Below are 25,276 nucleotides of genomic sequence, written 5' to 3'. Positions count from 1 at the left end.
GGCTTTCCGGGAGTTTCCGATGACGCTTCAGTTCGTCCATGGCGGTGTCGACCGCGACGGTGCGCCACTGCATTTCCATATCCGTGATGGCCGCATCAGTGGTTTCAATGGCGAGACCGCGCCGGCCGAAGGGGCGGAATGCGTCGACCTGCAGGGCTTCGCGGTGCTGCCCGGGCTGGTCGACGGCCACATTCACCTCGACAAGAGCTTCGTCGGCGACCATTGGCACCCGCACCAGCCGGTGAACAGCCTGCGTGAGCGGCTGGCGGTGGAGAAGGCGGCGGTGGCGGGTGCGGCACCGATGGTGGACCGTGCCGAGGCCTTGATCCGCCAGTGCAGTGCGTTCGGTACGGTGGCGATGCGCTGCCATGTCGATATCGACGCCAGCACCGGTCTCGGCCATCTCGAAGCGGTGCGCGAGGCGGCGCTGCGCTGCGCCGACATCATGCGGATCCAGCTGGTGGCGTTTCCGCAGGCCGGGGTGATGTCCTGCCCGGGCACCGCTGCCGTGCTCGAGCAGGCCATCGCAGCGGGCGTGGAGGTACTGGGTGGCATCGACCCGACCACGCTGGATGGCGATGCCGAAGGCCAGCTCGCGCTGCTGTTCGGCCTGGCCGAGCGTTATGGCGTGCAGCTGGACATCCACCTGCACGAGCCCGGTGAAACCGGGCTGGCCCAGCTGCTGCGCATCGCCGCACGCACCCGTGCCGCGGGCCTGCAGGGGCGCGTTGCCGTCAGCCATGCCTACTCGCTGGGCGACGTGCCGTTGGCGCGCGCGCTGCAGGTGGGTGAGGCACTGGCCACGGCGGGCGTAGCGATCATGAGCAACGCGCCGGGTGATCATCCGTTCCCGCCTTTGCGCGCGCTGCATGATGCCGGCGTGCGCGTGTTCGCAGGCAACGACAACATCCGCGACTGCTGGTGGCCGTATGGCAATGGCGACCTGCTGCAGCGGGCGATGCTGCTCGGCTATCGCTCGGGCTTCTACACCGATGCCGACCTGATGCTCGCGTTGGACATGGTCACCACCCATGCCGCGCAGGTGATCGGTCTACCGCGCTACGGTACTGCCGAAGACCTGCCGGCCACTTTCGTGGCGGTGCGCGCCGACCACGGCCCGGCCGCAGTGGCTGCGGTGCCGGTGGAGCGCCGGGTGGTGGTTGATGGTCGCTGGCTGTAGATCCACGCCATGCGTGGATGGCACCATCGCGTGGTCTCATTCATCCACGCATGGCCTGGATCTCCCCCGATGGGCCGTCAGGCGTAATCGTCGGCGCGGGTGGCGACGAATTCCTCAAGCCACGCAAGCAGGTGGGCGATGTCGATGATCTCGCCCTGCTCGACGCGCTTGAGCAGCAGCGTGCTGGCGCCGATCTGCAGGCTGCTGTCGGCATAGCGCAGCACCGCGTCGATGCCCCAGGCATCGGTGACCTGCATCCAGGCAAGGCCCGGCACGCGCTGGGCCAGGGTGTCACCGAACGCCACGCCCAGCGCTTCCCAGCCATCGCAGTCGTCACGATCGATCAGCTCGGCATCGACCACGCGCTGCAGGGTGGTGGCCGCCAGCGGCCACTGCACCGGCAACGTCGGGAAGCCGACGGCCACGCGCGCGGCGATCAGCGAACGCTGGTGCTGCAGATGCGTCTGCAGGGCAGCGGGCAGGGGATCGAAGCGGGTCGGGATTTCGTCGGACATCGCAAGGCGCCGTGGAGCACGGAAACAACAGGCACTGTACGAGGCGATGGTGCCCGCCGTACGGCCGGAGTGGCCATGTTTCGATGCGCGGTGCGCGAAAGGCATCCACGCAGGGCGTGGATCTGCTGTGGTCAGTCCGGTTCGCGCTGCACCTGCCGCCACAGCTCGCTGGCCAGAGCGCGCACGGCATCATCAGCGTCCGCGCGATGCAGCAGGCCGATTTCGTAGTTGTTGATCACCGGCAGCTCACGCTCGCCATCGATGATGCGGTGTTCGCGGGTGACCGCGCGACGCGGCAGCAGACTGATGCCGATGCCATCGGCCACCGCGCCCTGGATGCCACTCAGCGACGAGCTGGTGAAGGCGATGCGCCAGCGCAGGCCCAGCGCTTCCACGGCGTGGATCATCTCATCGCGGTACAGCCCACGCGGCGGGAACGTGACCAGTGGCAGGGGGTCCTGCAGCAGGCAGCTGCTGCGCAGGCTGTCGATCCAGTGCATCGGCTCGCGCCGGCAGTGTACGGCCTGGCGGCTGTTGCGCCGCTGCTTGACCAGCACCAGGTCCAGCTCGCCGTGATCGAAGCCGTGCGCCAGGTCACGGCTCAGCCCACTGCTGATCTCCAGCTTCACCTGCGGGTGGCGGCGACTGAAGGCGGCCAGCATGCGTGTGGTCTGTGCATTGACGAAGTCCTCCGGCACGCCGATGCGCACGGCGGTTTCCACCGTAGCCCCGGCCAGGGCCTGGGCCATTTCGTCGTTCAGATCCAGCATCCGCCGCGCGTAGCCGAGCAGGGTATGGCCGGCGTCGGTGGGGTGCACGTCGCGGTGGCTGCGTTCAAGCAGACGGTGCCCGGCCAGCTCTTCCAGCCGTCGCACCTTCTGGCTGACCGTGGACTGGGTTGAATGCAGGCGCGTAGCCGCCGTAGTGAAGCTGCCACAGTCGGCCACCATCACCAGCGCCCGCAGCAGGTCCAGTTCGAACAGGGTTCTATTCGATTTGGCACTGTCTTGCATTTGAACATTTCACTTCTGGATACCCAGGCCGACTTCTACCATGCAGGGCAGGGGCCGGCAATGCCCGGCTGTTGCTACCGTCGCACGGCGTTCCGTGGCGACGGACATGAGGAGACACTGTCATGCGCGTCCATCGTTCCCCTGGCTGGCCTGCGCCGTTCACGCGCGTGCTGCTGTTGTGCCTGCTGGCCATGGTCACCCCAGCCTGCACCGCCACGTCCAAAGCCGACATCGATGGCCGCCTGCGTGATGCCGCCAGCCGCGGCGACGCCGATGCGGTGCGACAGGCGATCGAGGATGGCGCCACGCTGGAGGCGCGCGATGGCCAGGGCCGCACCGCGCTGCTGCTGGCCACGCACGGCAACAACGTGGATGCCGCGCGTGAGCTGATCGAAGCCGGCGCCGACGTCAATGCCAAGGATGCGTTGCAGGACAGCGCCTACCTGTACGCCGGTGCGCGGGGCCTGGACGAGATCCTGGCGATGACGCTGGCGCATGGCGCCGATCTGCGCAGCACCAACCGCTATGGTGGCACCGCGCTGATTCCGGCCGCCGAGCGCGGGCACGTCGCCACCGTGCGCACGCTGCTGCGCGCCGGTGTGGCGGTGGACCATGTCAACCGGCTGCACTGGACCGCGCTGCTGGAAGCGATCCTGCTTGGCGATGGCGGCGCGCGCCATGTGCAGATCGTGCAGCTGCTGCTGGAGGCCGGCGCCAACCCGGAGCTGGCCGACGGCGACGGCGTGACGCCGCTGGCGCACGCGCGCCAGCGCGGCTATACCGGAATTGAAACCCTGCTGCGCCAGCACGGCGCGGTGCGCTGAATGCAAACCCCTTCCACCCGCACGCTGGGCGTGCTCACCAGGATGCTGTCCATGTTCCGTTCCCGTCCTTTGTCCCTTGCCATCCTCCTTGCGGTAGCGCCGCTGTCGGCGTCTGCCGCCGAGCGCGCCGACCTGCTGATCCGCAATGCCACCGTGGTCGATGTCGAGCACGCCAGCACCCTGGCCGGGCAGAGCGTGGTGATCCGTGGCGAGGACATCGTCGCCGTTGGCCCGGACGCGCAGCTGCGCAGCCAGTGGAGTGCGGCCCGCCAGATCGATGCCAAGGGCAAGTACCTGATCCCGGGCCTGTGGGACATGCACGTGCACTTCGGTGGTGGCCCGGCGCTGATCGAAGAGAACAAGGCACTGCTGCCGCTGTACATCGCGCACGGCATCACCACCGTGCGCGACTGTTCCGGTGATCTGCCCGGGCAGGTGCTGCAGTGGCGCGGCGAGATCGCCAAGGGCACCTTGTTCGGCCCACGCCTGCTTAGTTCGGGCGCGAAGATCGAGGGCATCAAGCCGGTCTGGAAGGGCACGATCGAAGTGGGCAGCGAGGCCGACGCCGACAAGGCAATCGCCCGCCTGCAGCACGACAAGGTTGATTTTGTGAAGATCACCGACAGCACGCTGAAGCCGGAACTGTTCCTGTACTCGGCCAGTGCCGCGCGCAAGGCCGGCTTCAAGGCCTCGGGTCACATCCCGATGGCGCTGACCGTGGAGCAGGCGGTCGATGCCGGCCTTGCCTCGATCGAGCACCTGGACTACGCATTCAAGGCCGGCAGCAAGGACGAAGCGAAGATCGCCGCCGACTTCGGTGCCGGCCGCATCGACCGCGCCGAAGCCAACCGCCGCCTCGACGCCAGCTTCGACCGTGACACGGCGATGCACGCCTACCGTGATTTCGCCAAGCGTGGCGTATTCGTGACCCCGACCCTCAACGGTGGCCGCATCCTCGACTTCCTTGACCAGGATGACCACGCCAACGATCCGTACCTGGCCTACATCGGCCCGGGCCTGCGCGCGACCTACCAGTGGCGCGTGGACCGCGCGGCGAAGGCGACGCCGGCGCAGATCGAGGCGCGCCACGCGCAGTACCACCAGGTCGCTGCAGTGCTGCCGATGCTGCAGGAGGCCGGCGTGACGATCATCGCCGGTACCGATGCGGGCTTCCTCAACTCGTTCAACTTCCCGGGCATCGCCCTGCACCAGGAACTGCAGCTGTTCGTGAAGGAAGGCCTGAGCGCACCGCAGGCGCTGTCGGCCGCAACCCGTTCCGGCCCGGCCTGGTTCGGCCAGATGGACCGCTACGGCGGTGTCGCGCAGGGCAAGGCTGCCGATCTCGTGCTGCTGACCGCCAACCCGCTGCAGGACATCGCTGCCACCGAAAAGATCGACAGCGTGATCCTGCGTGGCAACGTGTATGACCGTGCCGCGCTGGACAGGATGTTGGCTGATACCAAGGCCAAGGTGGCGGCGTGGAATGCAGGGGCGGCGAAAGCTGACTGATTGTGGGGTTGGACGGAATCCACGCATGGCGTGGAACTACCCGTACCCTCAGTAGATCCACGCCATGCGTGGATGATGCGGCCGATGACCTAACGCGGCGCCGGACGCATTCCGTGCAGCTGCGGCAGTGCGGCCTTCATTGCATCGATGAAGGCGCGCAGCCGCGGCGGCTGCTGACGCGCAGCGGGAAATACCACGTGCACCGGCAGTGCCGGCGCCTGCCAGTCCGGCAGCAGCTGTACCAGCCGCCCCTGTGCGAGATCGTCGGCTACCAGCCAGGCCGAGACCACCGCTGCGCCCAGCCCAGCGCGTGCGGCCTGCTGCACCACGAACAGGTTGTCGCTGAGCAGGCGTGGGCTGATCGACAGCGTATGCGCGCGGCCCTGTGCGTCATGCAGCAGCAGGCGTTCGCGGTAGTAGGTGACCAGTGAGATCCACGGCAGTGCCTGCGCTTGTTCTGGTGTGCTGATCGCGGTGGCCTGCACCAGCGACGGCGCTGCCACGACGATGCGCGGCACTTCGGCGAGCGGCAGTGCGACCATGCGCGGTTCGTCGACCGGACCCACCCGCACCGCGCAGTCGATGCCTTCGGCGATGAAATCCGGGCGACGATCTTCAAGGATCCACTCCAGGCTCAGCTGTGGGTGCTGGGCGAGGAACGCGAGCATGGTCGGCAGCAGCTGCGCCTGGCCGAAGGCGTGCGGCACCATTACCCGCAGGCGTCCGCGCAGCGTTTCCGGTTCGCCGTGCAGTTCGGCCTGCAGCGACTCCCATTCGTCGACCACGCGTTGCGCATGGCGCTGGCAGCGCAGGCCATCTTCGGTCAGCTGCAGGCCGTGGGTGGAGCGCTGCAGCAGGCGCAGGCCGAGCTGTCGCTCCAGTGCCTGCAGGCGGCGACTGACCGTCGGCTGGGTGGTGCCCAGCTGCACGGCAGCAGCAGACAGGCTGCCGGCATCGACGATGCGCAGGAAGGTGCGCAGCAGATCCAGGCGATCGGCACCGGTAGCGAGGTCATTCATGCGTAGTGCGTATGAAGGATATGTAATGAAGCCTACTACAGACGTTTGGTGAATACAGGCACGATGCGTCCACTTCCTCCACCGGACTCCCCATGTCTACCCCTTCGCTGTCCGTCGCCGCCGCACCCGCGACCGCACCCTCCACCCCGCTGGTGCTGGCAATGGCGGCCGGCGCCGGCTTCTCGGTCGCCTCGCTCTACTACAGCCAACCGATGCTGGGCCTGATCGCCCAGGACCTCGGCGCCGGTGAGCGCGCCGCCGGCCTGGTACCGACCTTGACCCAGCTCGGCTATGCGGTGGGCATCCTGCTGCTGGCGCCGTTGGGCGACCGGTTCGACCGCCGCAACCTGATCCTGTTGAAGTCCGCGTTGCTGGCACTGGCATTGGGCGCTGCAGCGATGGCCGGGCACCTGCCGGGCCTGCTGATGGCCAGCCTGCTGGTCGGGTTGATGGCCACGCTGGCACAGGACATCGTGCCGGCCGCTGCGGTGCTGGCGCCGGATGCTCAGCGCGGCCAGATCGTCGGCCGGGTAATGACCGGCCTGCTGCTCGGCATCCTGCTGTCGCGCGTGGTCAGCGGCGTAGTGGCCGAGGCTTGGGGCTGGCGCACCCAGTTCGTGCTGGCCGCGGTATCGGTGGCGGCGATGGGCGCGGTGATGGCGCGTGCGCTGCCGCGTTTCGCACCGACCAGCACGCTGCGTTATCCGGCATTGTTGGGTTCGTTGCTGGCGTTGTGGCGCGAGCAGCCGCAGCTGCGCCGTGCGGTGGCCAGCCAGTCGTTGCTGGCAGTGGGCTTCAGCGCGTTCTGGTCGACGCTGGCGCTGATGCTGCATGCCCGCCTGGGCCTGGGTAGTGCGGCGGCGGGTGCGTTCGGTATTGCGGGTGCGGCCGGTGCTTTGGCCGCGCCGTTCGCCGGTCGTTTCGCCGATCGCTTGGGCTGCCATGCAGTGGCGCGGCTGGCGATCGCAGTGGCGCTGCTGGGCTTCGGCCTTCTGCTGGCCGAGTCCTGGCTGCCGGCCGCCGCGCTGCTGCCGCTGCTGGCGGTGAGTGCGCTGCTGTTCGACTTCGGTTTCCAGTCGGCGCTGGTGGCGCACCAGACCCTGGTCTACGGCCTGGTGCCGCCGGCACGCAGCCGGCTCAACGCGTTGCTGTTCACCGGCATGTTCATCGGCATGGCCGCTGGCGGTGCGCTGGGCAGCCTGGCGCTGGCGCAATGGGGCTGGTACGGCGTGGCCTGGCTGGCGGTGGTGTGTGCGGGCGGCAGCCTGCTGCTGCGTTTTAAGTAAGGAATGGTGTTCGGCAGGGCTTGCAGCCCTGCACCTGCGGTAGTGCCGGCCGCTGGCCGGCAACAGCACAAATAGCGGGTTTCCTGTAGGCAGACGGGGTGGGTCCGGTTGCGGGGGACGCCGTCACCCCCGCAACCGGACCCACCCCGCCTTCGACAGATCTCCGCGATCTGCAGTAGATCCACGCCATGCGTGGATGAATCTCCATCGGAATCGAATATTTCGAATTGGAATCCAGAAGCATCCACGCATGGCGTGGATCTACCGTGTCGACCAAGGTCGACACCTACCAACCGTCATCGGAATCTGTCAGAGGTGGGGCGGTGTCGGAGTGCGGGGTGTCAGCCGCATGGATGCGGCTGCCAAGCTTACAGGGACGTACTTGCAGCGTCCCCGCACTCCGACACCGCCGCGCCATCCCACGGAGAGCCCGCTTTTGATTTTGCTGTTGAGGTTGCCGGCCAGCGGCCGGCACTACCGTGGGTGCAGGGCCGCAGGCCCTGCCGAACAACCCCTTAATCGTGACCGCTGTCGTCCAGGCTGATGATGCCGCGCCGCAGCGCCTGGGTCACCGCATGCGTGCGATCGCCCACGCCCAGCTTGTCCATCAGGCTCTTCATGTGCGCCTTCACCGTCTGCTCGGAAATCTGCATGCGCTCGCCGATGCGCTTGTTCGACAGGCCTCCGGCTACGTGCCGCAGCACTTCGGTCTCGCGCGGCGACAACCGGTCTTCCACCACATGTGCGGCGATGCTCGCCGCCACTGCCGGGGGAATCGGTGCGCGGCGGCCGCCGGCGACCATGCGGATCGTATCGACCAGCTCGTGGCGCAGCATGTCCTTCAGCAGGTAGGCACTGGCGCCGGCCTGCAGCGCCCGCACTGCACGTACGTCACCGCGGTAGGTGGTCAGCACGATGATGCGTGCGCGCGCGTCCATCGCGCGGATCCGCACGATGGCTTCCACACCATCCAGGCGTGGCATCTGCAGGTCCATCAGCACCACGTCCGGCTGCAGCTGCTGGTAGCGTGCGATGGCTTCCTCGCCATCGGCGGCTTCGCCGAGCAGGCGCAGATCGGGTTGCGCGCCCAGCAGCGCCGCCAGGCCGTCACGCAGCAGCGGGTGGTCGTCGACCACCAGTACGCCGATCGGGGCAGGTGACTCAGTCATGGTTTGCGCTACTCCAGGGCCAGCGCCAACGCGATGGGCGGCGGTGATACAGGCGTCGGGCGGGGACCGCCAGCGCTACTTCGGTACCCAGTCCGGGGCGGGTCCACAGCTGCAGCTCGGCCCCGAGCCGCTGTGCACGCTCACGCATTCCCTGCAGACCCCAATGGCCGTGTCCAGCGTCTTCATCGGCGATGCCGACACCGTCATCCCGTACGTGCAGCAGGAAGCAGCGCGTGCCGTAGGACAGTTCCACTTCAATGGCACTGGCATCGGCGTGGCGCAATGCGTTGCGGATGGCCTCGCGACCAATCAGGAATACTTCCTCCGCGGCATCGGCCTGCAGTGGCGGCGTCGCGCCTTCAACGGTAAGGCGCAGGGGATTGGTGCCATGCCCGGCGTACTCGGCATGCACATCGGCCAATGCCGAAGCCAGGTCGCGACCGGAGAATGGGCCGTCGCGCAATGCGTTGACGCGCTCGCGGCCCTCGGCCAGATTGCGCTCGGCCAGCTGCATCGCCGACTCCAGCTGGCCGCGTACTGCTTCTGGCGTCTGCGCGGACTGGCTGATTGCATGCAGGCGCAGGATCAGGCCCTGGCTGCCCTGCAGCAGGGTGTCGTGCAGGTCGCGCGCAATGCGTTCACGTTCGCCATTGCGCTCCTGCAGGCGAGCACGGAACAGCGCAGCGAGCTGGCCACTGCGGATGCGCACGGCCAGCACGAGCAGCGCCAGCACGGCGGCCACGCACAGCAGCTTGAACCACACGGTCTGGGTGAAGGTGGGTGCGATGCGGAAGCTGCGGCTGGCCGGGACCGTGCTCCAGATGCCGTCTTCATTGGCGGCTTCCACGTCGAAGCGATAGCTACCCGGCGCCAGATTGGTGTAATAGGCGCGGTTGCTGCTGCCTGCGTCCTGCCAGCCGACATCGACGCCGGACAAGCGATAGCGATAGCGGTTGCGCTCCGGTCGGGCCAGTGAAAGGGCCACGTAGTCGATCTGCAGCTGGCTGGTGCCGGCCGGCAGGCGCAGGCCGTCCTGCAGTGGTTGCTGTTCGCTGCCATACAGCACGTCGCCGATGCGAACGCTGGGTGCCAGCGTGTTGACGTGCGAACGCGTGGTGTCCAGCCAGGCCAGGCCCTGGTTGGTGGCCAGCCATAGCAGGCCGTCGTCGGCCAGCGTCGCGGTTGCGATTGGTCCACTCTGCAGGGCAATGCCAGGCATGCCGTCGATCGCGTCGAACAGGCGTGGCGTGACCGGTAGTCCGCTGCGCAAGGCGCGGCGCAGCTGCCCGCTTTCCATCCGCACCAGGCCACGGCTGCCATTGAACCAGAGGTGTCCGTTCGGATCGGCGACCATGCCGGTGATGCCTTCCAGGACGCCGGCCATGTCAGTGCGCACCGGAACGAAACGTCCATTGCCCAGCCGCGCAGCCAGGCCGGCTTCGCCGGCGACCAGCAGCAGGTCCTGGTGATGCAGCATTGCGGTGATCGGCCCCGCCGACAGGCCCTGGCTGGCATCGAAGCTCTCGATGCGGTTCGTACTCATCCGGCGCAGGCGGCCGTCGGCATAGCCAAGCAGCAGCTGGCCTTGGGCATCCAGCGCCAGCGACGAGCAGGCCTGTTCGGGCAGGCGGACCTCGCGCTGCCACTGGCCGTGCTGGTAGTGCAGCACCCCGCGTTCGCCGGCGCATACCCAGGCCTGCGCGTCGTCAGGGAACAGCAGCGCATGCAATGGTTGCCCGGTGAACGGGGCCGGCAGCGGGATCAACGAGGTGTGGCCGGCGACCGTGCGCGCAAGATTGACCCAATCGAACTGCCAGATCGGTGCAGGAGCCTGCCGCGCCGCGGCCTGCAGCTGTGCGGCGCTGCCTTCCAGCAGGGAGCGCCGCAGGTCGTAAGGCTTGAGGTCTTCACCGTAGCCGTACACCCGTCCGTCAGTGGTGCGCACCAGCGAGCGGTACGGATCACTGGGGCCGACCGCAAGGGTGTGCACGCTGCGCGCGCGGAAGCGGTTGAGGCCGAGATTGGTACCGACCCAGAGATTGCCTTCGCGATCGACGATGATCGGCACCGCCGAGGTGGCGGTCAGTCCGTGCGGCGAATCGAAGCGCTCCATGCGCACGGCACGGGTGCCCTCGAATGTGACCCGGGCGACGCCTCCATGCGGGCTCATCGTCGCCCACAGCGCGCCGTCGGTGGTGAACTGCATGCGGGCAGCGACCAGGTCGGGCAGGCGCCGTGCCTCACGTTCGGGCTCGGCCAGCAGCCCGTGTGCGTTTGCCAGTGGCGAGGCACCACGGAGGCGGTCGGCCAGCCACACCTCACCCTGCGGGCTCTCCACCAGTGTTGCCATCTGCGAGACGGCGATGCCGGTATCGACGAAGGCCGCCTGGCGCGGCCCGCGCATCCAGATCTTCAGATCGGCCAGTACCCAGAACGTGCCACGGCTGTCATGCAACACCCATTGCACGCGGCGTTCCGGTAGCCCGGCGGAGGCGGGCGGGGCTTGCCAGCGCCGGCCATCGAACCAGCGCAGTCCGCCGTTGATCGCTGCCCAGAGGCGGCCCTCGCGGTCCTGGCTGAAGTGCGGCACGACGCCGACTGGTACGCCCTGTTGCCGGCCGTAGTTGTGCAGTTGGCCGCGTGCGAGTTGGCTGATGCCGGCCTGGAAGTAGCCGATCCACATTGCGTCATCGCGCCCGACTGCCAGGGTGACCATGTTGGTGGACGGGAAGCTGCTGCCCGGTGGCGGCGCCTGGCGTTCAAAACGGCGGCCGTCGAAGCGGTACAGGCCAGAACCGGTCGCCAGCCACAGCAGTCCATCACGGTCCTGCGCGATGTCCCAGATATCGCCAGGCGCCCCTTGGCCGACCCGCCATGCGGTGTGCTCGTAGCCGGGCAGTCCGCTGCTCAGCGCGGGACGCTGCACGGCGAGCGCGGGCAGGGCGGTCATCAACAGCAGGCACGTCAGCAGCGCCGGCAGGCGACGCAGGAATGGGAAGGGGCGGCCACGCATGGTGCGCATTCTGGCAGGTGCGGGGCAGGCCAGGGTGACCCGAACGGGGTAGGCGGCACGCGGCCCCATCCGGTATCACGCCGGCATACCCCGTGGAGCCCGGCCATGCAGCGCCTGTTCGTGATGTTTCCCGACCGTGGCCCGGGCGTCGGCCTGCTGTGGTTGCGGCTGTGCGTTGCGGCCGCACTTTGCGCGCCCGATATGCCAGGGGGCTGGTTGTCGACCTTGTGCCTGCTGGCCGTGGCGATGCTCGCACTTGGTGCGCTGACACCACTGGCGGCGGTGATGGCGACCGCGTTTCTGTCCACGCTGCCCGGGCCTTGGCCACTGGCGCTGCTGCCTCTGGCACTGCTGGTGCTGGGGCCGGGCGCCTATTCGCTGGACGCACGGCTGTTCGGTCGCCGCGTGATCGGCCGCCGGCCTCCCCCATTCGGGTAGGTGTGGGCCTCGACCGACGGGGGTAGGGCGTCGCGCAGGGGGGCCGCACCATGGGCCACCCCCTCGCGGCGTCCTCGATGGCCACCGTTACTCCACAGGAATTCCCCGCTGCGTCGCTGGCACCGCAGCAGGTCGCAGCATTGCAGCGTGCATTGCGCTATGTCGATGAACACCTGTCACAGCCGCTGCGGGTCACCGAACTGGCGGCCGCCGCCTGCGTCAGTCGCTTCCATCTTGTGCGCCTGTTCCGCAGCGGTACCGGCGCCAGCCCGCTGCGTTATGTACGCCGCCGCCGTATCGAACGTGCGCGCCAGCTGTTGTCGGCCCAGCATCTGCCGATGTCCTGCCTGGCGCAGCAGCTCGGCTTCTTTGACCAGAGCCATTTCGTCCGCAGCTTCCGCGCGGAGACCGGCTGCAGCCCCGGCCAGTACGTCGCCGGCGATGCCGCCCTGTTGCTTCCCCTTGATCGTGTTTCCAACGGAGTCCACCCATGAGCCTTGCCACCGCTACTCCCGCCCCGGCGCTGCTGTCGCCGACCGACCATGCCCTGGTGCTGATCGACTTCCAGTCGCAGATGGCGTTTGCCACCCACACCATCGACATCTCCGCGCTGCGCAACAACGTGTCGCTGATCAGCAAGGGCGCCAAGGGCTTCAACGTGCCGGTGGTGCTGACCACCGTCGCCGAAACGTCGTTCTCCGGCCCGATGTTCCCCGAACTGCCGCAGATCTTTCCGGGCCAGACGGTGTTCGACCGCACCTCGATGAACACCTGGGAAGACCAGCCGGTGATCGATGAGATCAACCGCATCGGCAAGCGCCGTCTGGTTGTTGCTGGCCTGTGGACCAGCGTCTGCATCGTCGGGCCGGCGCTGTCGGCGCTGGCGCAGGGTTTCGAGGTCTACGTGATCACCGATGCCTGTGGCGATGTCAGCGAAGAGGCGCACGAGCGTGCGATCACCCGCATGGTGCAGGCCGGCGCGGTGCCGATGACCAGCGTGCAGTACCTGCTTGAGCTGCAGCGCGACTGGGCACGCGGTGAAACCTACGATCTGACCACCGGCATTGCCCGCGACCATGCTGGCGGCTACGGCATCGGCATCCAGTACGCCAAGAGCATGTTCGGCGCGCAGGAAGGCGGGCACTGAGCATGCTGGCCGGCCATGGCCTCGACCTGGCCCTGCTGATGCTGCGTGTGGCCGCAGGAGGCTTCCTGCTGCCACACGCGCTGGGCAAGATGTTCGGCTGGTTCGGTGGACCGGGACTGTCCGGCTTCGCTACCGAGCTGCGCGGCTTCGGGCTGCCAGCGGTGGCACCGTTGCCGCCGCTGCTGGCCCTGCTGCAGGTGCTGTCCGGGCTGGCCGTGCTGCTGGGATGGCAGACCCGCATCGCCGCGCTTGCAGCGGCCGCTTTCATCGGCTTCACCGTCCTGTTGGCCCTGCCCAAGGGCTGGTTCTGGATGCGTGGCGGCAGTGAGTACCCCTTGATGTGGACCACGGTACTGCTGGCCATCGCGCTGGCCGGGCCCGGCACCTGGGCACTGGACGTCCACCGTCTTCCGGGAGACCTCGCATGAGTCACGATCCACTCGATCACGGCCGCCGCAACATCGTGCTGGCCAGCGGCGCCGCTGTTGCGCTCGGCCTGGCCGGTCGCGCCGCTGGCGCACTCGATTCCACTTCCAAGGAGCGTCGCATGAGCACGCTGGTCATCCGCAATGCCCGCATCACCACCCTCGACCCGCAGCAGCCGCATGCGCAGGCGTTGGCCGTGCAGGAAGGACGCATCGTTGCCGTCGGCAGCGACGAGGAGATCATGCGTGGCTGGGGCAATGAAGCGACCCTGATCGACGCCCAGGGCCGGCGCCTGCTGCCCGGCCTCAACGACAGCCATACCCATCTGATCCGTGGTGGCCTGAACTACAACCTGGAGCTGCGCTGGGACGGCCTGCGCTCGCTGGGTGACGCGCTGGACATGCTGAAGGCCCAGGTCGACCGCACGCCCGCACCGCAGTGGGTACGCGTGGTCGGTGGCTTCACCGCCGCACAGTTCAATGAGAAGCGACTGCCGACGCTGCAGGAGCTCAACGACATCGCGCCGGAAACGCCGGTGTTCCTGCTGCACCTGTACGACCGCGCGCTGCTCAACCGTGCCGCGCTGCGCGCCTGCGGCTATACCAAGGACACGCCGGATCCGCCGGGCGGGCAGATCGTGCGCGATTCGCTGGGCAATCCGACCGGTCTGCTGCTGGCCAAGCCGAACGCGCTGATCCTCTACGCGACGCTGGCCAAGGGCCCGCGCCTGCCGATCGAGTACCAGGCGAACTCGACGCGCCACTTCATGCGCGAACTGAACCGGCTGGGCATCACCTCGGTGATCGACGCCGGCGGTGGCTTCCAGAATTATCCCGAGGACTACCAGGTCATCGAGCAGTTGCATCGCGATGACCAGCTGACGGTGCGCATCGCCTACAACCTGTTTACCCAGAACAAGGGCAAGGAGGTCGATGACTTCCGTGGCTGGAGCGAGATCCTGCAGCCGCGCCAGGGCGACGATCTGCTGCGCCACAACGGTGCCGGCGAGATGCTGGTGTTCTCGGCGGCCGACTTCGAACTGTTCAACGAGCCCCGCCCGGAACTGTCGCCGGAGCTGGAGCCCGAACTGCATGACGTGGTGAAGCTGCTGGTCGAGAAGCGCTGGCCGTTCCGCATCCACGCCACCTACGACGAGAGCATCACCCGCATCCTCGATGTCTACGAACAGGTCAACCGCGAGGTGCCGTTCGATGGCCTGCACTGGTTCATCGACCACGCCGAGACCATCACCCCGCGCAACATCGAACGCATCCGTGCGCTGGGTGGCGGCATTGCCGTGCAGCACCGCATGGCCTACCAGGGCGAAGCCTTCGTCGAGCGCTATGGCGTGCAGGCCGCGCGGCACACGCCTCCAGTCAAGCGCATGCTGGCCGAAGGCGTGCCGGTCGGTGCCGGTACCGACGCCACCCGCGTGGCCAGCTACAACCCGTGGGTAGCGTTGTCCTGGCTGGTGACCGGGCGCACCGTGGGTGGACTGGCCCTGTATGGCGAGGAAAACCTGCTTGAACGCGAGCAGGCCCTGCGCCTGTGGACCCAGGGCAGCGCCTGGTTCTCCGGCGACGAAGCGGTGAAGGGCACGCTGAAAGCCGGTCAGCTGGCCGACTTCATCCTGCTCTCGGCCGACTTCTTCCGCGTGGATGACGCGCAGATCGCCGACATCACCAGCGTGCTGACCGTGGTCGGCGGACGCATCGTGCATGCAGATGCCGACTATGCAGGGCTGGCGCCGCAGCTGCCGCCAGCGATGCCGGACTGGTCGCCGGTCAACCGGTTCGGTGGCTACCACGTCGGCGGTGCCGCCACCGGGTTGGCCGCCACCCATCGCCACCATCACGGCGTGGCCTGCAGCACCCACGGCGCGCACGGGCATGCCGCGCAGCACGCGGCGCCCACCGATGACCTGACCGCGTTCTGGGGCGCGATGGGATGCTCGTGCTTCGCGTTCTGAGCCTGGCGCTGCTGGCCGTGCCCTCGCTGGCGCTGGCCTGCGAGGGTGGCCACTGCACTGACGCCGGTGACGGCCAATTGCAGTGGGATGCCTCACTGCGCGTGCGTGGCCTGTACTACGACCCGACCCGGTTCGGTATTGGTGGCAGCGAAGATGGCTATGGCCTGCTGCGTGCGCTGGCCTCGGCCACCTATGTGGAGGACCGCTGGCAGGCAAAGCTGCAGCTGGGCGTGCATGCCGAGAATGGCAAGGCCGGCGGACCCGGCCGCACCGACCGCAGCGCGTTGGACGTGCAGCAGGCGTACTGGCGCTGGCAGCGCGGCGGCTTCCACCTGCAACTCGGTCGGCAGGAAGCCGGCTACGGAAGTTCACGACTGTTGTCGGTGCGCGATGGGCCGAACATCCGCCTGGCCTTCGATGGTGCGCGCCTGGGCTGGAAGGGCCGCCTCGGCACGCTTGATCTGCTGGCACTGCGACCGGTGGAGAACCGACCGGGTGCCTTTGATGATCGCGGGGAACACGGTGCCCACCTGTGGGGTACCTATGCCACCACGGCACGCGGGCAGGGCACGGGACAGTGGGACCTGTATCTGCTGGACTATCGCCGTGAAGGCGCACGCTTCGCGGCGGGTTCCGGCATCGAGCGGCGGCAGACCTTGGGTGCGCGCTGGTTCGGCCAGGCCGGTGCACTGGACTGGAACAGCGAGCTGGTGGCGCAGGGCGGTGAACTGCGCACCGCGACCGGCAACCTCGACATTCGCGCCTGGACGCTGGCTACCGATACCGGTTGGCGTTGGAACGATGTGCCGCTGCAACCGCGTCTGGGGCTGAAGGCCGACGTCGCCAGCGGCGATGGCAATCCGCGGGACAGCCGCCTGGGAACCTTCAATGCACTGTTCCCGAAATCGGCCTACTTCAGCGAGGCCAGCCTGCTGGCCCCGGCCAATCTGATGGACGTCCAGCCGACCCTGACCCTGCGCCTGCACGACGCGGTGACGACGGAGCTGGGCGTACAGATGGCCTGGAAGCATCGTCGCGCCGATGCGGTCTACACCACGCCGGCGCCGCTGGTGGCGTTGCCAGGCAGTGCCGGTGGCGCGCGCCGCATCGGTAATCAATACAAATCCGAAACCCGCTGGCAGGCCAGCGAACACTGGCAATGGCAGCTGCAGCTGGCCTGGGTCGATGCCGGTCCTGCACTGAAGCAGGCCGGCGGCCAGGACACGCTGTTCGCCTCGATCGTTGGAGCATGGCAATGGTGAACGCAAACGCGTCGCAACCCTCCGCACAGGCCGCAGGTGCCTGGTCCCCGCTGAAGATCCAGATGTTCCGTTCGATCTGGCTGGCAATCCTGGCCAGCAACATCGGCACCTGGGTCAACGACGTGGCCGCCGCCTGGGTGATGGCCGAACGCACCGGTTCGCCGCTGATGGTGGCGCTGGTGCAGTCGGCCACAACGGTACCGATCGTGCTGTTGGCACTGGCGGCCGGAACGCTGGCCGACATTGTCGATCGCCGGAAGTACCTGTTGGCGACCCAGGGGTGGATGCTGCTGGTGGCCGCAGTGATGGCCGCGCTGACGGCGATGGACATGCTGACCCCGCAGTTGCTGGTGCTGTTGACCTTCTGCATGGGCTGCGGTGCGGCAATGGCGATGCCAGCGCAGGCGGCGATCGTGTCCGAGCTGGTGCCGCAGCCGATGCTGGCCTCGGCGGTAGCCCTGAACTCGATCGGTATCAATATCGCGCGTTCGATCGGCCCGGCCATTGGTGGCGTGATCGTGGCGCAGCTGGGCGCGATGTGGGCATTCGGCTTCAATGCCATCACCTTTGCCGCGATGCTGTTCGTGGTGTGGGGCTGGAAGCGTGATCCGAAGCAGTCCAGCCTGCCACCGGAAGGTTTCGGTGCAGGCTTGAAGGCGGGCCTGCGCTACGCCAGCCGCGCTGGGCGGCTGCAGGCGGTACTGATCAAGTCGGTGGGCTTCTTCTTCTTTGCTGCGGCGATGAACGCACTGCTGCCGGTGGTGGTACGCGGCCAGATGCAGGGTGGGGCGGGGCAGTACGGCATGCTGCTGGGCTGCATCGGTATCGGTGCAGTGGGCGGGGCCTTGCTGCTGCCGAAGCTGCGTGCGCAGTTGGATCGCGACCTGCTGGTGCTGCTGGCCACGCTGTCGCTGGCGCTCAGCCTGGTCGGGCTGGCGCTGACCCGCAGCTGGTACGTGCTGCCATTGGTGATGCTGATCAACGGTTTTGCCTGGATCACCGTGCTGTCGTCGCTGCAGATTGCCGCGCAGACGGCAGTTCCCGCATGGGTGCGTGCGCGTGCGCTGGCGCTGTACATCATGGTGTTCTCGGCCGGCATGGCGGCCGGTGGCCTGAGCTGGGGCGCGCTGGCACAGCGCACCTCGCCGGAGCTGGCGTTGCTGGTGGCTGCCGCAGGCGCGGTGATCGGGGGGCTGCTGGTGTGGCGCGTTCGCATTGCTGGTACCGAGGATCTGAACCTGCAACCGGCCGGGCACTGGCCGGCGCCGGAGCTGTCGGTGCCGGTGTCGAACGATCGCGGTCCGGTGCTGGTCACCATCGAGTACCGCATCGACGATGCTGATCGTGCTGCGTTCCAGGCACAGATGCGCGCGTTGGGAACGATCCGCCGGCGCGATGGTGCCGTGGTCTGGGGCGTGGTCGAGGACGTGGCCACCCCGGGCATCCACCTGGAGTATTTCGTGACCCCGTCATGGCTGGAGCATCTGCGCCAGCACGAACGCATCACCGCCGATGACAAGGCCATCCAGGAAGTGCTGCGTGGGCTGCATCGCGGCGAGCGTGCGCCGGTGGTGCGTCACTTCGTGGGCGGCCACGATCCGTTACCCAGGACTGAGGTCCCACACCACCACAGCGATATCTGAGCGGCACCTGGTAAAGCCGGCCGCTGGCCGTCTGCGCAGATCGCGATGGATTCATCGGGTTGCCGGCCAGCGGCCGGCACTACCGGGGGAGCGGCGGCGCTGTGGGGCGCCGCCGCGGGACATCAATTGCGTGCAAAGGCCAGCAGGTCGGCGTTGAACTGGTCGGCGTGGGTGACGGTCAGGCCGTGCGGGGCACCGGCGTACACCTTCAGCTCGGCGTCCCTGATGATCTGCGAGGACAGCCTGGCCGAAGCATCGAACGGCACGATCTGGTCGTCATCGCCATGCACCACCAGTGCTGGCACGTCGATCTTCCTGAGGTCTTCGGTGTAGTCGACTTCCGAGAACTCATGGATGCAGTCGTACTGGCCCTTGACGCCGCCGAGCATGCCCTGCAGCCAGAACGCATCACGCATGCCCTGGGTGACGCTGTTGCCATCGCGGTTGGCGCCGAAGAACGGCGTGGCCAGATCCTTGAAGAACTGGGAGCGGTCGCCACCGGTACCCTTGCGGATGCCGTCGAACACCTCCATCGGGGTGCCTGCCGGGTTGCTGGCGGTCTTCAGCATCAACGGCGGCACGGCACCGACCAGTACCACCTTGGCCACGCGCTGGCTGCCATGGCGGCCGATGTAGTGCGCCACTTCGCCACCACCGGTGGAATGGCCGACGAGGATCGCGTCCTTCAGGTCCAGCGCCTCGATCACCGCGGCCAGGTCATCGGCGTAGGTGTCCATGTTGTTGCCATCCCAGGTCTGGCTCGAACGGCCGTGGCTGCGACGGTCGTGAGCGATCACGCGGAAGCCGTTCTGGCCCATGAACAGCATCTGCGGGTCCCAGGCATCGGACGACAGCGGCCAGCCGTGGGCGAACACGATCGGCTGGCCGGTACCCCAATCCTTGTAGAAGATGCGGGCGCCGTCGGCGACGGTGACGAAGTTGCTCATTGCGGTTTCCTTGGCGGAAGGGAGGGGCGGCGCCGGCGGACATGCCGGTACCGCCGGCAGTACAGCGCACGGCCCGGTGGGTGGCTTGCACGGCTGTGCTGGATTGACCGGGGTGTGACGTGTATCGCTCTGGAACCCGGCGGCGTCCGCGCTGACGATGATGGCCGGCCTGTCCAGGAGCGTGCGATGTCGAGAGTGCGATGCAGCCCATTGCTGTGCCTGCTGCTGGCCACAGCGGTTCACGCGCAGACCAACGTCTACAAATGCGTGGACGGTCCGCATCCGGTCTATCAGCAGACACCCTGCCAGGGGCGCGCGGAATGGCGCTGGGAGGTGCCGGAGGAGCAGTCGCTGTCGCGCGGAGCAGTGCCAAAGCCGGCCAGGGCGGGTGGCGCGGTGCTGGCGCCACCACGCATCGTGCGCTCGGGGCGGGCGCAGGCCGCGCTGATACCGATCAGTACGGACCCCGGGGCCTGTGAGCGCGCACGACAGCAACGCGGGGAGGTGCTGGCCAGGAGCAAGCGCCTGGACTTCGTGCAACGCCGTCAGCTGGACGACGCGGTGTACGACGCCTGCCGCTGAGCGTGGTGGCTCACGAAAGGCCGAAAACGACAACGGCGCCCTTTGGCGCCGTTGTGCGTGGATGCGGATGGCCGGGCCTCAGCGACCGTCGCTGGCGGCAGCCGGTGCCGGCGAAGGCACGCTTTCCGGCTTGGGCAGGCTCAGTTCCGGGTTGCCCTGTTCGGCCTGCAGGATCTGGATGCGGCGCTGCAGGGCGTCCAGCTGGCTGTTGGTGCTCTGCACGTCGGTGCTGAGGCTGACCGCCTGCTGCTGCGCCTGCTGCAGGGCCGCGCTGACCTGGGCCGACTGCGCCTGCTGCTGTTCCATTTCCTGCTGCAGGGTGCGCAGGCGTTCCTCGTTGTAGGCCACCAGGCGCTCGGTGTAGCGCTTGCCGGCTTCCAGGCGGGTGGTATCGATGTACACCTGGGCCAGCTGCTCGGACTGCTGGGCAAAGGTACGGTAGACCCGCTCGGCGTTGTCGACGGCATCGGTCTTGATCACCCGCCAGAAGTTCTTCTCCTGGAACAGGGCGACGTAGTAGGTCAGGGTGTTGGCGTTGAACAGCAGGCTGGCGCCGTAGTTGCCGTTGTAGGTCGTGCGCAGCTCGGTCAGCTGGCGCGAATCCATCAGCTGCTTGAGTTCGTCAACGGTGTTGCGCACCACCGGCGCGCTGCGTGCGGCCGGCTCTGCGGCTGCCTCACGGTCGCCACGGGCAGCCATCGCCGCCGGTGCCACCAGCATCATGGCCACGGCCAGCAGTGCCGCGCCGCGCGCGTGCCGGGCGAAGACCGCGCCCCCTGAAGTTTCTCGCATGTCTAGACCATCCACGGATGAGTGTGGGTTGAGATGAAGGTGGTTCCCCGCCGGGAGTCTAGCATGGGCGCGGGCGCCGCCAAGGGCGCCCGTCACGGGTCAGTAGACCAGCTGCGCCGCGCTGCACTGGATCGACTGCACGTTGACGTCGGTGCGGCCGAGTTCCAGGCCCAGCACGCTCGCCAGCAGGTTGGTCAGCAGGGTGCCGACGCTGTTGAGCACCGGCCGCAGGGCGGCCAGGATCGGCTTGAGCAGCGTGCACAGCAGGCCGCTGCAGCTCACGCTGCCATCCGGATTGGTGACGCCGGTTCCACCGGTACCATCGAGGAAGCCGGCCGGTGCGGTCTGGATGTACGAGGCCAGGTTGTTGCGTACACACCCGTTGTAGTCGATCAGGTTGCCCAGCAGGCTGTCGCAGCGGTTGATCAGCAGGCCACCCACCAGCGATCCCAGCAGCCCATCGAGCACGCCCAGTCCCTGGCCGGTGACGGTCACCTTGAACGCATCCCAGACCGGACCGTCCTTGTGGCAGGTGGCCAGGTTCAGCAGGCCGCAGGCGTAGGGCAGGCCTCCGGGCACGGTCCAGCTGTTGAGCGGGGCCAGTTGCCGGCTTGCGTCGCCATCGCGCAGCAGTGGAATCAACTTGTCCACCTCATAGCGGGTGTTCGGCGGGAAGGTGGCCTGCAGGTAGCGGTCGGCCAGTGCCTTGGCGGTGTCGTTGGCGCTCATGCCCTGCTTGGGTGAGCTGAGCATGCCCGACAACACGCGCAGCAGTTCATTGACCAGGTCCGACACCGCGTTGCCCACTGCAAGTGGATTGATCCGGGTCGAAGCGGTCTCGCCGGCGGCAAGGGTCAGGTTCTGCGAGCTGGTCAGGGCAGGCAGGGTGATCCTGTCATTGATCAAGGGTTGCCCGAGCAGTTTCAGCAGCTGCTCGTTCTTCAGGGAGTCGTCGCAGACATTACTCCTGGAAAAGCGTTGCGCCGGGTCGACATTGCCGACACAGGCGCGCAGCACCGACGAGTCGACCCGAATGGTGGCCTTCTGTGGGCTGGCGCCGCATTGGATGCCGGTCAGCGTGCCCATCGCATTGGCGACATCGACATGCAGTGGCAGGTGCAGTCGCGTGCCGAGCAGGTTCAGCAGCGGGCCCACCGCGAACAGGTTGTTGCTGTCCACGTCCACCATCAGCCGCACCTGCGCGTTGTACGCGCGGGTACCGACACCACCGATGGCGATCGAGGGCGGCTCGACCACGCCGGCCTGGATGTTGATGCCCAGCAGGTCCAATCCCTTGACCGCCACGCCGTTGCCGTCGTTGGCGATGGAGATGGCGGTGCTGATCAGGTTGAGGACGTTGACCTTCGTTTCCAGCGCGCTGCCGACGGTGCCATCCGGCGAGACGACTTCGGCGAACAGGCCACCGCCGCCGGACTGGCTGCCCAGCACGATATTGAGCTTGTTGATGTCCAGCTGGGTGGCGACCAGGTCGGACAGCGCGCGCAGCTGTACGCCAACGGTGGTATCGCGGCCGACCACGGTGGCGGTGGCATCGACCAGCTGCGCCAGCGAGATCTTGTTGACCGACAGCAACCGGTTGAAGTCGGCCACGCTGAGGTTGGCGCTGACCGGGATGTTCAACGCCTTGAGCAGGCCCGACGGCGTGACGTTGGCCTGGGCGAGGCCGTCATAGGAAAGCACGGTGGCATTGGTGACATCCAGGCCGACCAGGCGCAGGGTCGACAGCAGTACCGAGTCGCCATTGGTGCGCAGCAGCTGCGAACCGACCGCGAACACCGCAGTCGGTTCGGAGCGTCGGGCCACCGCCTCCACGCTGACGGTGGGCAGGCTGGTGTTCTGGCCAAAGAACGGCAGCACGCTGCGCTGTGCGACCACCTGCACGGCATTGCGTGGGTTGCTGGCATCGACGGTGGTGACGAAGCGGTTCGACGTGCTGCGTGCGGCGCTCCAGTTGCCGCAGCGGATCTGCAGGGAGCCTGCAAACCTGTTCTGGGTGACCGCGCTCTGCCGCGCCGCGCTGTTGTCGCTGTTGTCAGACGTGCACAGTTCCAGCCGTTGTGCACCGGCCAGTGCAGCAAGGTCTGCGACCTTCTGTGCGTCACGCTTGGCCCAGAACAGGTAGCCGATCTCGATCAGGCCCAGCATGGCGAGCAGCGCCAGCATGACCAGCATCATGGTGACCGACATGCCGCCGCGTGGGCGGCTGAAACTGAACTGGCGTGGGCGTTTCATGGCCTACCTCAGCGTCCGGATGAGGATGTTCCCTTGGACTTGGCGACATCGGTTTCGAAAAAGTCCGGGATCTCGTGTTCGAAGCTCTTCAAGTAGCGGGCGTAGCTCAACGTGGCCTGGTCGCCGAGGATCGGCAGGCGTTGCCCGGCCTGCTGCCCCGATGCCTGCAGGCGGAACAGGTCGCGCGCGGTATCGCCGATCTGCGTGCGTGCAGGGCGGGGCGCTGGTGCGAGGTGGTCGGTGGCAATGATCGGCGGGGCGGTGGCCGGTGATCCCGATGGAGCAGGGGCTGCAAGGTCCACCGTGGCCAATGCCTCGGACTGCAGTGGCTGCGTGGCCGCTGCGACCGGTGCGCTGCCGCCGAGCATCTGCCCGGTCAGGGGTTGCTGCTGCGCCCGCGCGCCGCTGGCCATCAGCAGGCAGACAAGTGCAGGCAACAGGCGTCGGGTCAGGGGCATCGCGCTCATGGAGTGTTCCCGTTCGGCTGATCGGAGGTGCTGAAGCGTTCCAGCATCGAGGGCGGCAGGCGCTGTGGATCGCGCGCATCACGGATGTCGCGACGTGGTTCGGCGGCCAGGCGCGTGGCGCCTTGCGGCGCGCGGGAGGTGGCATCGGCGCTTGCGCGGGTGGACGGGGACGCAGGGGCAACCTGTGCCGCGGCGGCCTGGCGCTGCTGCAGGCGAGCACGGATCTGCGCGGCCTGCTGCTGGATGCTGCGGCGGGTGTCCTCGTTGAGGTTGGCCTGCTCGGCGAGGCGCTCTGCGGTGGCGGCGTCGCCGCGCAGCACGGCCCACAGGGCAAGGTTGGCCGTGGCCTTGGGGTTGCCTGGAGACAGCTCCAGTGCCTTGGCCAACGGTTCACGGGCCTGTTCGAACTGGCCTGCGCGCAGGCGTGCATAGCCGAGATCGCCCAGGTAGTCGGTGTTCAAGGGCTGCAGCTGCGTGGCCCGGGCCAGTGCCTCCTCGCTGCCGCCATCGTCGTCACGGCGCGCCGCGATCAGGCCCAGGCCGTGGGCGGCTGCAGCGGCCTGCGGGCCAGTGGAGAGCTCGCGGTACAGGGTGATGGCAGCGTCGGCCTGCCCGGTCTCGCGCAGGGCATCGGCCTGCAGCAGGCGCAGCGCCGGCGGATCGCCGTAGCGCTGGCGGAAGGCATCGACGTGGGCCAGCGATGCATACCAGGCACCCTGCTGCTGCATGCGCCCGATCAGTTCCAGGTAGGCATTGCGGCTGTCCTGCGGTGCCGGTTCGGGTGCAGCCAGGCTGGGGGCGCGCAGGTACTTCGGCGTCGTCGACGCGCAGCCGCTGGCAACGGCGGCGAGGGCAAGAAGCAGGCAGGAGGTGCGCAGGGCAGGCATCAGGGCGATCCCATCTTGGACATGGTGGTGGCCAGCGCGACCAGCGCCGGTCCGGCAAGAACCAGCATCAGCGCTGGCAGCAGGGTCAGCATCATCACCACGGTCATCTTCACCGAGAGCTTGCCGACTTTTTCCTTCAGGGTGTTGCGGCGCTGTTCCCGCAGCCGGATGCTGAACTGCCGCAGCGGCTCCTGCACCGCGCCGCCATGTGCGTGCACCTGCAGGATCAACTGCATCAGGCTGGTGAGGTCATCATCGGCGTAGACCTCGCTCAGGCGGCGCAGGGACTGCGCCCGCGTGCGACCATGGGTGTACGCGACGTTGGCCTCCTGCAGTTCGCCGCCGAGCACCGGCAACGCATCGCGCAGCTTGTCGCCCAGCGTCTGCAGGCTCTGGTCCATGCTGAACCCCACGCCCTGCAGCAGGCGCAGCAGGTCGATCAGCAGGGGCAGCTCGTTGTCGACGGCGCGTCGGCGCCGCTTCACCCACGAAGAGAGGATGAACTTCGGCAGCAGCAGGCCAGCTGCGAGCGCACCGATCACGACCATCATCTTGGCCAGCCCCTGGGCGCTGCTGAATGCCAGGGCCAGCACCAGCACCAGCACGCCCAGCAGCAGGCGCAGGCCAAGATAGATGGCGGTGCCACGGCGTGTGTTCCAGCCCGCCAGGTCCAGCAGCAGCCGGTCTTCATTGGCCAGCAATGCAGATTCCAGACGGCCGCCACTGAGTGCGCGCCCGAAGCGTTCCAGCCAACCGAGCGAATCACGGCGCGCTGCCTCCGTGTCGCGTGCCTCATCCCGGGGTTGCAGTGCGGTCTTCAAGGTGGCCGAGGTGCGCTGTTCGCGGTGGCTGCGGACCCACCCGGCAATACCCAGCAGGGCAACGCCAGCAGCAAGCACCAGCAGCGACAGGGCAAACCAGGTGCTGGCACTCAT

23 protein-coding genes are annotated in these 25,276 nt (G+C 67.7%); 12 read left to right on the top strand and 11 right to left on the bottom strand.

Annotated elements, in window-relative coordinates; all coding sequences use genetic code 11:
• Window positions 1–19: 19 nt before the first annotated feature.
• Window positions 20–1,180, top strand: a complete 1,161-nt coding sequence (locus ACZK4H_RS12880) for an amidohydrolase family protein (protein ID WP_099553233.1) — start codon at window positions 20–22, stop codon at window positions 1,178–1,180.
• A 77-nt stretch (window positions 1,181–1,257) separates the two neighbouring features.
• Here the strand turns inward: ACZK4H_RS12880 and ACZK4H_RS12875 are convergent, their stop codons facing one another.
• The gene (locus ACZK4H_RS12875; RefSeq protein WP_099553234.1) at window positions 1,258–1,695 is read right to left on the bottom strand and encodes a DUF3806 domain-containing protein; all 438 of its coding nucleotides are present in this window, start codon (window positions 1,693–1,695) and stop codon (window positions 1,258–1,260) included.
• Between the two features lie 131 nt (window positions 1,696–1,826).
• Window positions 1,827–2,708 carry a LysR substrate-binding domain-containing protein gene (locus ACZK4H_RS12870; RefSeq protein WP_099553236.1) on the bottom strand — a complete coding sequence of 294 codons (882 nt, stop codon included), beginning with the start codon at window positions 2,706–2,708 and terminating at the stop codon, window positions 1,827–1,829.
• Window positions 2,709–2,830: 122 nt separating this feature from the next.
• Between ACZK4H_RS12870 and ACZK4H_RS12865 the strand changes: the two genes are divergently transcribed.
• A complete protein-coding gene (locus ACZK4H_RS12865; protein ID WP_099553238.1) occupies window positions 2,831–3,532 on the top strand; it encodes an ankyrin repeat domain-containing protein in 702 nt (233 codons plus the stop codon).
• Window positions 3,533–3,583: 51 nt separating this feature from the next.
• The gene (locus ACZK4H_RS12860; RefSeq protein ID WP_099553511.1) at window positions 3,584–5,041 is read left to right on the top strand and encodes an amidohydrolase family protein; all 1,458 of its coding nucleotides are present in this window, start codon (window positions 3,584–3,586) and stop codon (window positions 5,039–5,041) included.
• Between the two features lie 89 nt (window positions 5,042–5,130).
• Here the strand turns inward: ACZK4H_RS12860 and ACZK4H_RS12855 are convergent, their stop codons facing one another.
• Window positions 5,131–6,060 carry a LysR family transcriptional regulator gene (locus tag ACZK4H_RS12855; protein WP_043035217.1) on the bottom strand — a complete coding sequence of 310 codons (930 nt, stop codon included), beginning with the start codon at window positions 6,058–6,060 and terminating at the stop codon, window positions 5,131–5,133.
• A gap of 92 nt (window positions 6,061–6,152) precedes the next feature.
• On the opposite strand from ACZK4H_RS12855, the gene ACZK4H_RS12850 reads away from it, so the two are divergent.
• Window positions 6,153–7,346 carry an MFS transporter gene (locus ACZK4H_RS12850; protein ID WP_099553240.1) on the top strand — a complete coding sequence of 398 codons (1,194 nt, stop codon included), beginning with the start codon at window positions 6,153–6,155 and terminating at the stop codon, window positions 7,344–7,346.
• A 515-nt stretch (window positions 7,347–7,861) separates the two neighbouring features.
• Here ACZK4H_RS12850 and ACZK4H_RS12845 read toward each other — a convergent pair.
• Window positions 7,862–8,515: a response regulator gene (locus tag ACZK4H_RS12845; RefSeq protein WP_099553243.1), complete on the bottom strand. Its 654-nt coding sequence runs from the start codon at window positions 8,513–8,515 to the stop codon at window positions 7,862–7,864.
• Window positions 8,508–11,537, bottom strand: a complete 3,030-nt coding sequence (locus tag ACZK4H_RS12840; RefSeq protein ID WP_099553245.1) for a sensor histidine kinase — start codon at window positions 11,535–11,537, stop codon at window positions 8,508–8,510. The genes ACZK4H_RS12845 and ACZK4H_RS12840 overlap by 8 nt, the downstream gene beginning before the upstream one ends.
• A 96-nt stretch (window positions 11,538–11,633) precedes the next feature.
• Here ACZK4H_RS12840 and ACZK4H_RS12835 point away from each other — a divergent pair, with 96 nt between their 5' ends.
• The 7 genes from ACZK4H_RS12835 to ACZK4H_RS12805 all read left to right on the top strand — a co-directional run bounded on the left by ACZK4H_RS12835 (window position 11,634) and on the right by ACZK4H_RS12805 (window position 18,413).
• Window positions 11,634–11,966, top strand: coding sequence for a hypothetical protein (locus tag ACZK4H_RS12835; RefSeq protein ID WP_099553247.1), 333 nt, complete (start codon window positions 11,634–11,636; stop codon window positions 11,964–11,966).
• A 50-nt stretch (window positions 11,967–12,016) separates the two neighbouring features.
• On the top strand, window positions 12,017–12,460 hold the full coding sequence (locus tag ACZK4H_RS12830) for a helix-turn-helix transcriptional regulator (RefSeq protein ID WP_099553249.1): 444 nt from the start codon (window positions 12,017–12,019) through the stop codon (window positions 12,458–12,460).
• Window positions 12,457–13,113 (top strand): hydrolase, encoded by a 657-nt coding sequence (locus tag ACZK4H_RS12825; RefSeq protein WP_024956239.1) that lies wholly within the window; start codon window positions 12,457–12,459, stop codon window positions 13,111–13,113. The genes ACZK4H_RS12830 and ACZK4H_RS12825 overlap by 4 nt, the downstream gene beginning before the upstream one ends.
• Window positions 13,114–13,115: 2 nt before the next feature.
• Window positions 13,116–13,541: a DoxX family protein gene (locus tag ACZK4H_RS12820; RefSeq protein WP_099553251.1), complete on the top strand. Its 426-nt coding sequence runs from the start codon at window positions 13,116–13,118 to the stop codon at window positions 13,539–13,541.
• A 119-nt stretch (window positions 13,542–13,660) separates the two neighbouring features.
• Window positions 13,661–15,508, top strand: coding sequence for an amidohydrolase (locus tag ACZK4H_RS12815; protein WP_185959238.1), 1,848 nt, complete (start codon window positions 13,661–13,663; stop codon window positions 15,506–15,508).
• Window positions 15,487–16,770 (top strand): alginate export family protein, encoded by a 1,284-nt coding sequence (locus ACZK4H_RS12810; protein ID WP_099553256.1) that lies wholly within the window; start codon window positions 15,487–15,489, stop codon window positions 16,768–16,770. Before ACZK4H_RS12815 ends, ACZK4H_RS12810 begins: the two co-directional genes overlap by 22 nt.
• Window positions 16,764–18,413, top strand: a complete 1,650-nt coding sequence (locus tag ACZK4H_RS12805) for an MFS transporter (protein ID WP_099553258.1) — start codon at window positions 16,764–16,766, stop codon at window positions 18,411–18,413. Before ACZK4H_RS12810 ends, ACZK4H_RS12805 begins: the two co-directional genes overlap by 7 nt.
• 122 nt (window positions 18,414–18,535) lie before the next feature.
• On the opposite strand, the gene ACZK4H_RS12800 is transcribed toward ACZK4H_RS12805, so the two are convergent.
• On the bottom strand, window positions 18,536–19,360 hold the full coding sequence (locus ACZK4H_RS12800; RefSeq protein ID WP_099553260.1) for an alpha/beta fold hydrolase: 825 nt from the start codon (window positions 19,358–19,360) through the stop codon (window positions 18,536–18,538).
• Window positions 19,361–19,546: 186 nt separating this feature from the next.
• On the opposite strand from ACZK4H_RS12800, the gene ACZK4H_RS12795 reads away from it, so the two are divergent.
• A complete protein-coding gene (locus ACZK4H_RS12795; RefSeq protein WP_099553262.1) occupies window positions 19,547–19,942 on the top strand; it encodes a DUF4124 domain-containing protein in 396 nt (131 codons plus the stop codon).
• Between the two features lie 78 nt (window positions 19,943–20,020).
• On the opposite strand, the gene ACZK4H_RS12790 is transcribed toward ACZK4H_RS12795, so the two are convergent.
• The 5 genes from ACZK4H_RS12790 to ACZK4H_RS12770 form a co-directional block, all read right to left on the bottom strand.
• A complete protein-coding gene (locus tag ACZK4H_RS12790) occupies window positions 20,021–20,734 on the bottom strand; it encodes a DUF2968 domain-containing protein (RefSeq protein ID WP_012480553.1) in 714 nt (237 codons plus the stop codon).
• Window positions 20,735–20,833: 99 nt separating this feature from the next.
• Window positions 20,834–22,987, bottom strand: coding sequence for a TadG family pilus assembly protein (locus ACZK4H_RS12785; protein ID WP_099553264.1), 2,154 nt, complete (start codon window positions 22,985–22,987; stop codon window positions 20,834–20,836).
• A gap of 8 nt (window positions 22,988–22,995) precedes the next feature.
• Complete coding sequence (locus ACZK4H_RS12780) at window positions 22,996–23,454, bottom strand: DUF3613 domain-containing protein (RefSeq protein ID WP_099553266.1); 459 nt, start codon at window positions 23,452–23,454, stop codon at window positions 22,996–22,998.
• A complete protein-coding gene (locus ACZK4H_RS12775) occupies window positions 23,451–24,341 on the bottom strand; it encodes a tetratricopeptide repeat protein (RefSeq protein WP_099553268.1) in 891 nt (296 codons plus the stop codon). Before ACZK4H_RS12775 ends, ACZK4H_RS12780 begins: the two co-directional genes overlap by 4 nt.
• The gene (locus ACZK4H_RS12770) at window positions 24,341–25,276 is read right to left on the bottom strand and encodes a type II secretion system F family protein (RefSeq protein WP_099553270.1); all 936 of its coding nucleotides are present in this window, start codon (window positions 25,274–25,276) and stop codon (window positions 24,341–24,343) included. The genes ACZK4H_RS12775 and ACZK4H_RS12770 overlap by 1 nt, the downstream gene beginning before the upstream one ends.

The organism is Stenotrophomonas sp. 78350_Sma, from assembly GCF_056482105.1.
Note: the sequence above shows the minus strand (reverse complement) of the source record. Positions and strands in the feature narration are given on the sequence as shown.

What these genes read in the sequence shown, in the direction of transcription:
- ACZK4H_RS12880 (WP_099553233.1), top strand. Translation starts at nt 20, where the DNA reads ATGACGCTTCAGTTCGTCCATGGCGGTGTCGACCGCGACGGTGCGCCA.
- ACZK4H_RS12875 (WP_099553234.1), bottom strand. Translation starts at nt 1,695, where the DNA reads ATGTCCGACGAAATCCCGACCCGCTTCGATCCCCTGCCCGCTGCCCTG.
- ACZK4H_RS12870 (WP_099553236.1), bottom strand. Translation starts at nt 2,708, where the DNA reads ATGCAAGACAGTGCCAAATCGAATAGAACCCTGTTCGAACTGGACCTG.
- ACZK4H_RS12865 (WP_099553238.1), top strand. Translation starts at nt 2,831, where the DNA reads ATGCGCGTCCATCGTTCCCCTGGCTGGCCTGCGCCGTTCACGCGCGTG.
- ACZK4H_RS12860 (WP_099553511.1), top strand. Translation starts at nt 3,584, where the DNA reads ATGTTCCGTTCCCGTCCTTTGTCCCTTGCCATCCTCCTTGCGGTAGCG.
- ACZK4H_RS12855 (WP_043035217.1), bottom strand. Translation starts at nt 6,060, where the DNA reads ATGAATGACCTCGCTACCGGTGCCGATCGCCTGGATCTGCTGCGCACC.
- ACZK4H_RS12850 (WP_099553240.1), top strand. Translation starts at nt 6,153, where the DNA reads ATGTCTACCCCTTCGCTGTCCGTCGCCGCCGCACCCGCGACCGCACCC.
- ACZK4H_RS12845 (WP_099553243.1), bottom strand. Translation starts at nt 8,515, where the DNA reads ATGACTGAGTCACCTGCCCCGATCGGCGTACTGGTGGTCGACGACCAC.
- ACZK4H_RS12840 (WP_099553245.1), bottom strand. Translation starts at nt 11,537, where the DNA reads ATGCGCACCATGCGTGGCCGCCCCTTCCCATTCCTGCGTCGCCTGCCG.
- ACZK4H_RS12835 (WP_099553247.1), top strand. Translation starts at nt 11,634, where the DNA reads ATGCAGCGCCTGTTCGTGATGTTTCCCGACCGTGGCCCGGGCGTCGGC.
- ACZK4H_RS12830 (WP_099553249.1), top strand. Translation starts at nt 12,017, where the DNA reads ATGGGCCACCCCCTCGCGGCGTCCTCGATGGCCACCGTTACTCCACAG.
- ACZK4H_RS12825 (WP_024956239.1), top strand. Translation starts at nt 12,457, where the DNA reads ATGAGCCTTGCCACCGCTACTCCCGCCCCGGCGCTGCTGTCGCCGACC.
- ACZK4H_RS12820 (WP_099553251.1), top strand. Translation starts at nt 13,116, where the DNA reads ATGCTGGCCGGCCATGGCCTCGACCTGGCCCTGCTGATGCTGCGTGTG.
- ACZK4H_RS12815 (WP_185959238.1), top strand. Translation starts at nt 13,661, where the DNA reads ATGAGCACGCTGGTCATCCGCAATGCCCGCATCACCACCCTCGACCCG.
- ACZK4H_RS12810 (WP_099553256.1), top strand. Translation starts at nt 15,487, where the DNA reads ATGCTCGTGCTTCGCGTTCTGAGCCTGGCGCTGCTGGCCGTGCCCTCG.
- ACZK4H_RS12805 (WP_099553258.1), top strand. Translation starts at nt 16,764, where the DNA reads ATGGTGAACGCAAACGCGTCGCAACCCTCCGCACAGGCCGCAGGTGCC.
- ACZK4H_RS12800 (WP_099553260.1), bottom strand. Translation starts at nt 19,360, where the DNA reads ATGAGCAACTTCGTCACCGTCGCCGACGGCGCCCGCATCTTCTACAAG.
- ACZK4H_RS12795 (WP_099553262.1), top strand. Translation starts at nt 19,547, where the DNA reads ATGTCGAGAGTGCGATGCAGCCCATTGCTGTGCCTGCTGCTGGCCACA.
- ACZK4H_RS12790 (WP_012480553.1), bottom strand. Translation starts at nt 20,734, where the DNA reads ATGCGAGAAACTTCAGGGGGCGCGGTCTTCGCCCGGCACGCGCGCGGC.
- ACZK4H_RS12785 (WP_099553264.1), bottom strand. Translation starts at nt 22,987, where the DNA reads ATGAAACGCCCACGCCAGTTCAGTTTCAGCCGCCCACGCGGCGGCATG.
- ACZK4H_RS12780 (WP_099553266.1), bottom strand. Translation starts at nt 23,454, where the DNA reads ATGAGCGCGATGCCCCTGACCCGACGCCTGTTGCCTGCACTTGTCTGC.
- ACZK4H_RS12775 (WP_099553268.1), bottom strand. Translation starts at nt 24,341, where the DNA reads ATGCCTGCCCTGCGCACCTCCTGCCTGCTTCTTGCCCTCGCCGCCGTT.
- ACZK4H_RS12770 (WP_099553270.1), bottom strand. Translation starts at nt 25,276, where the DNA reads ATGAGTGCCAGCACCTGGTTTGCCCTGTCGCTGCTGGTGCTTGCTGCT.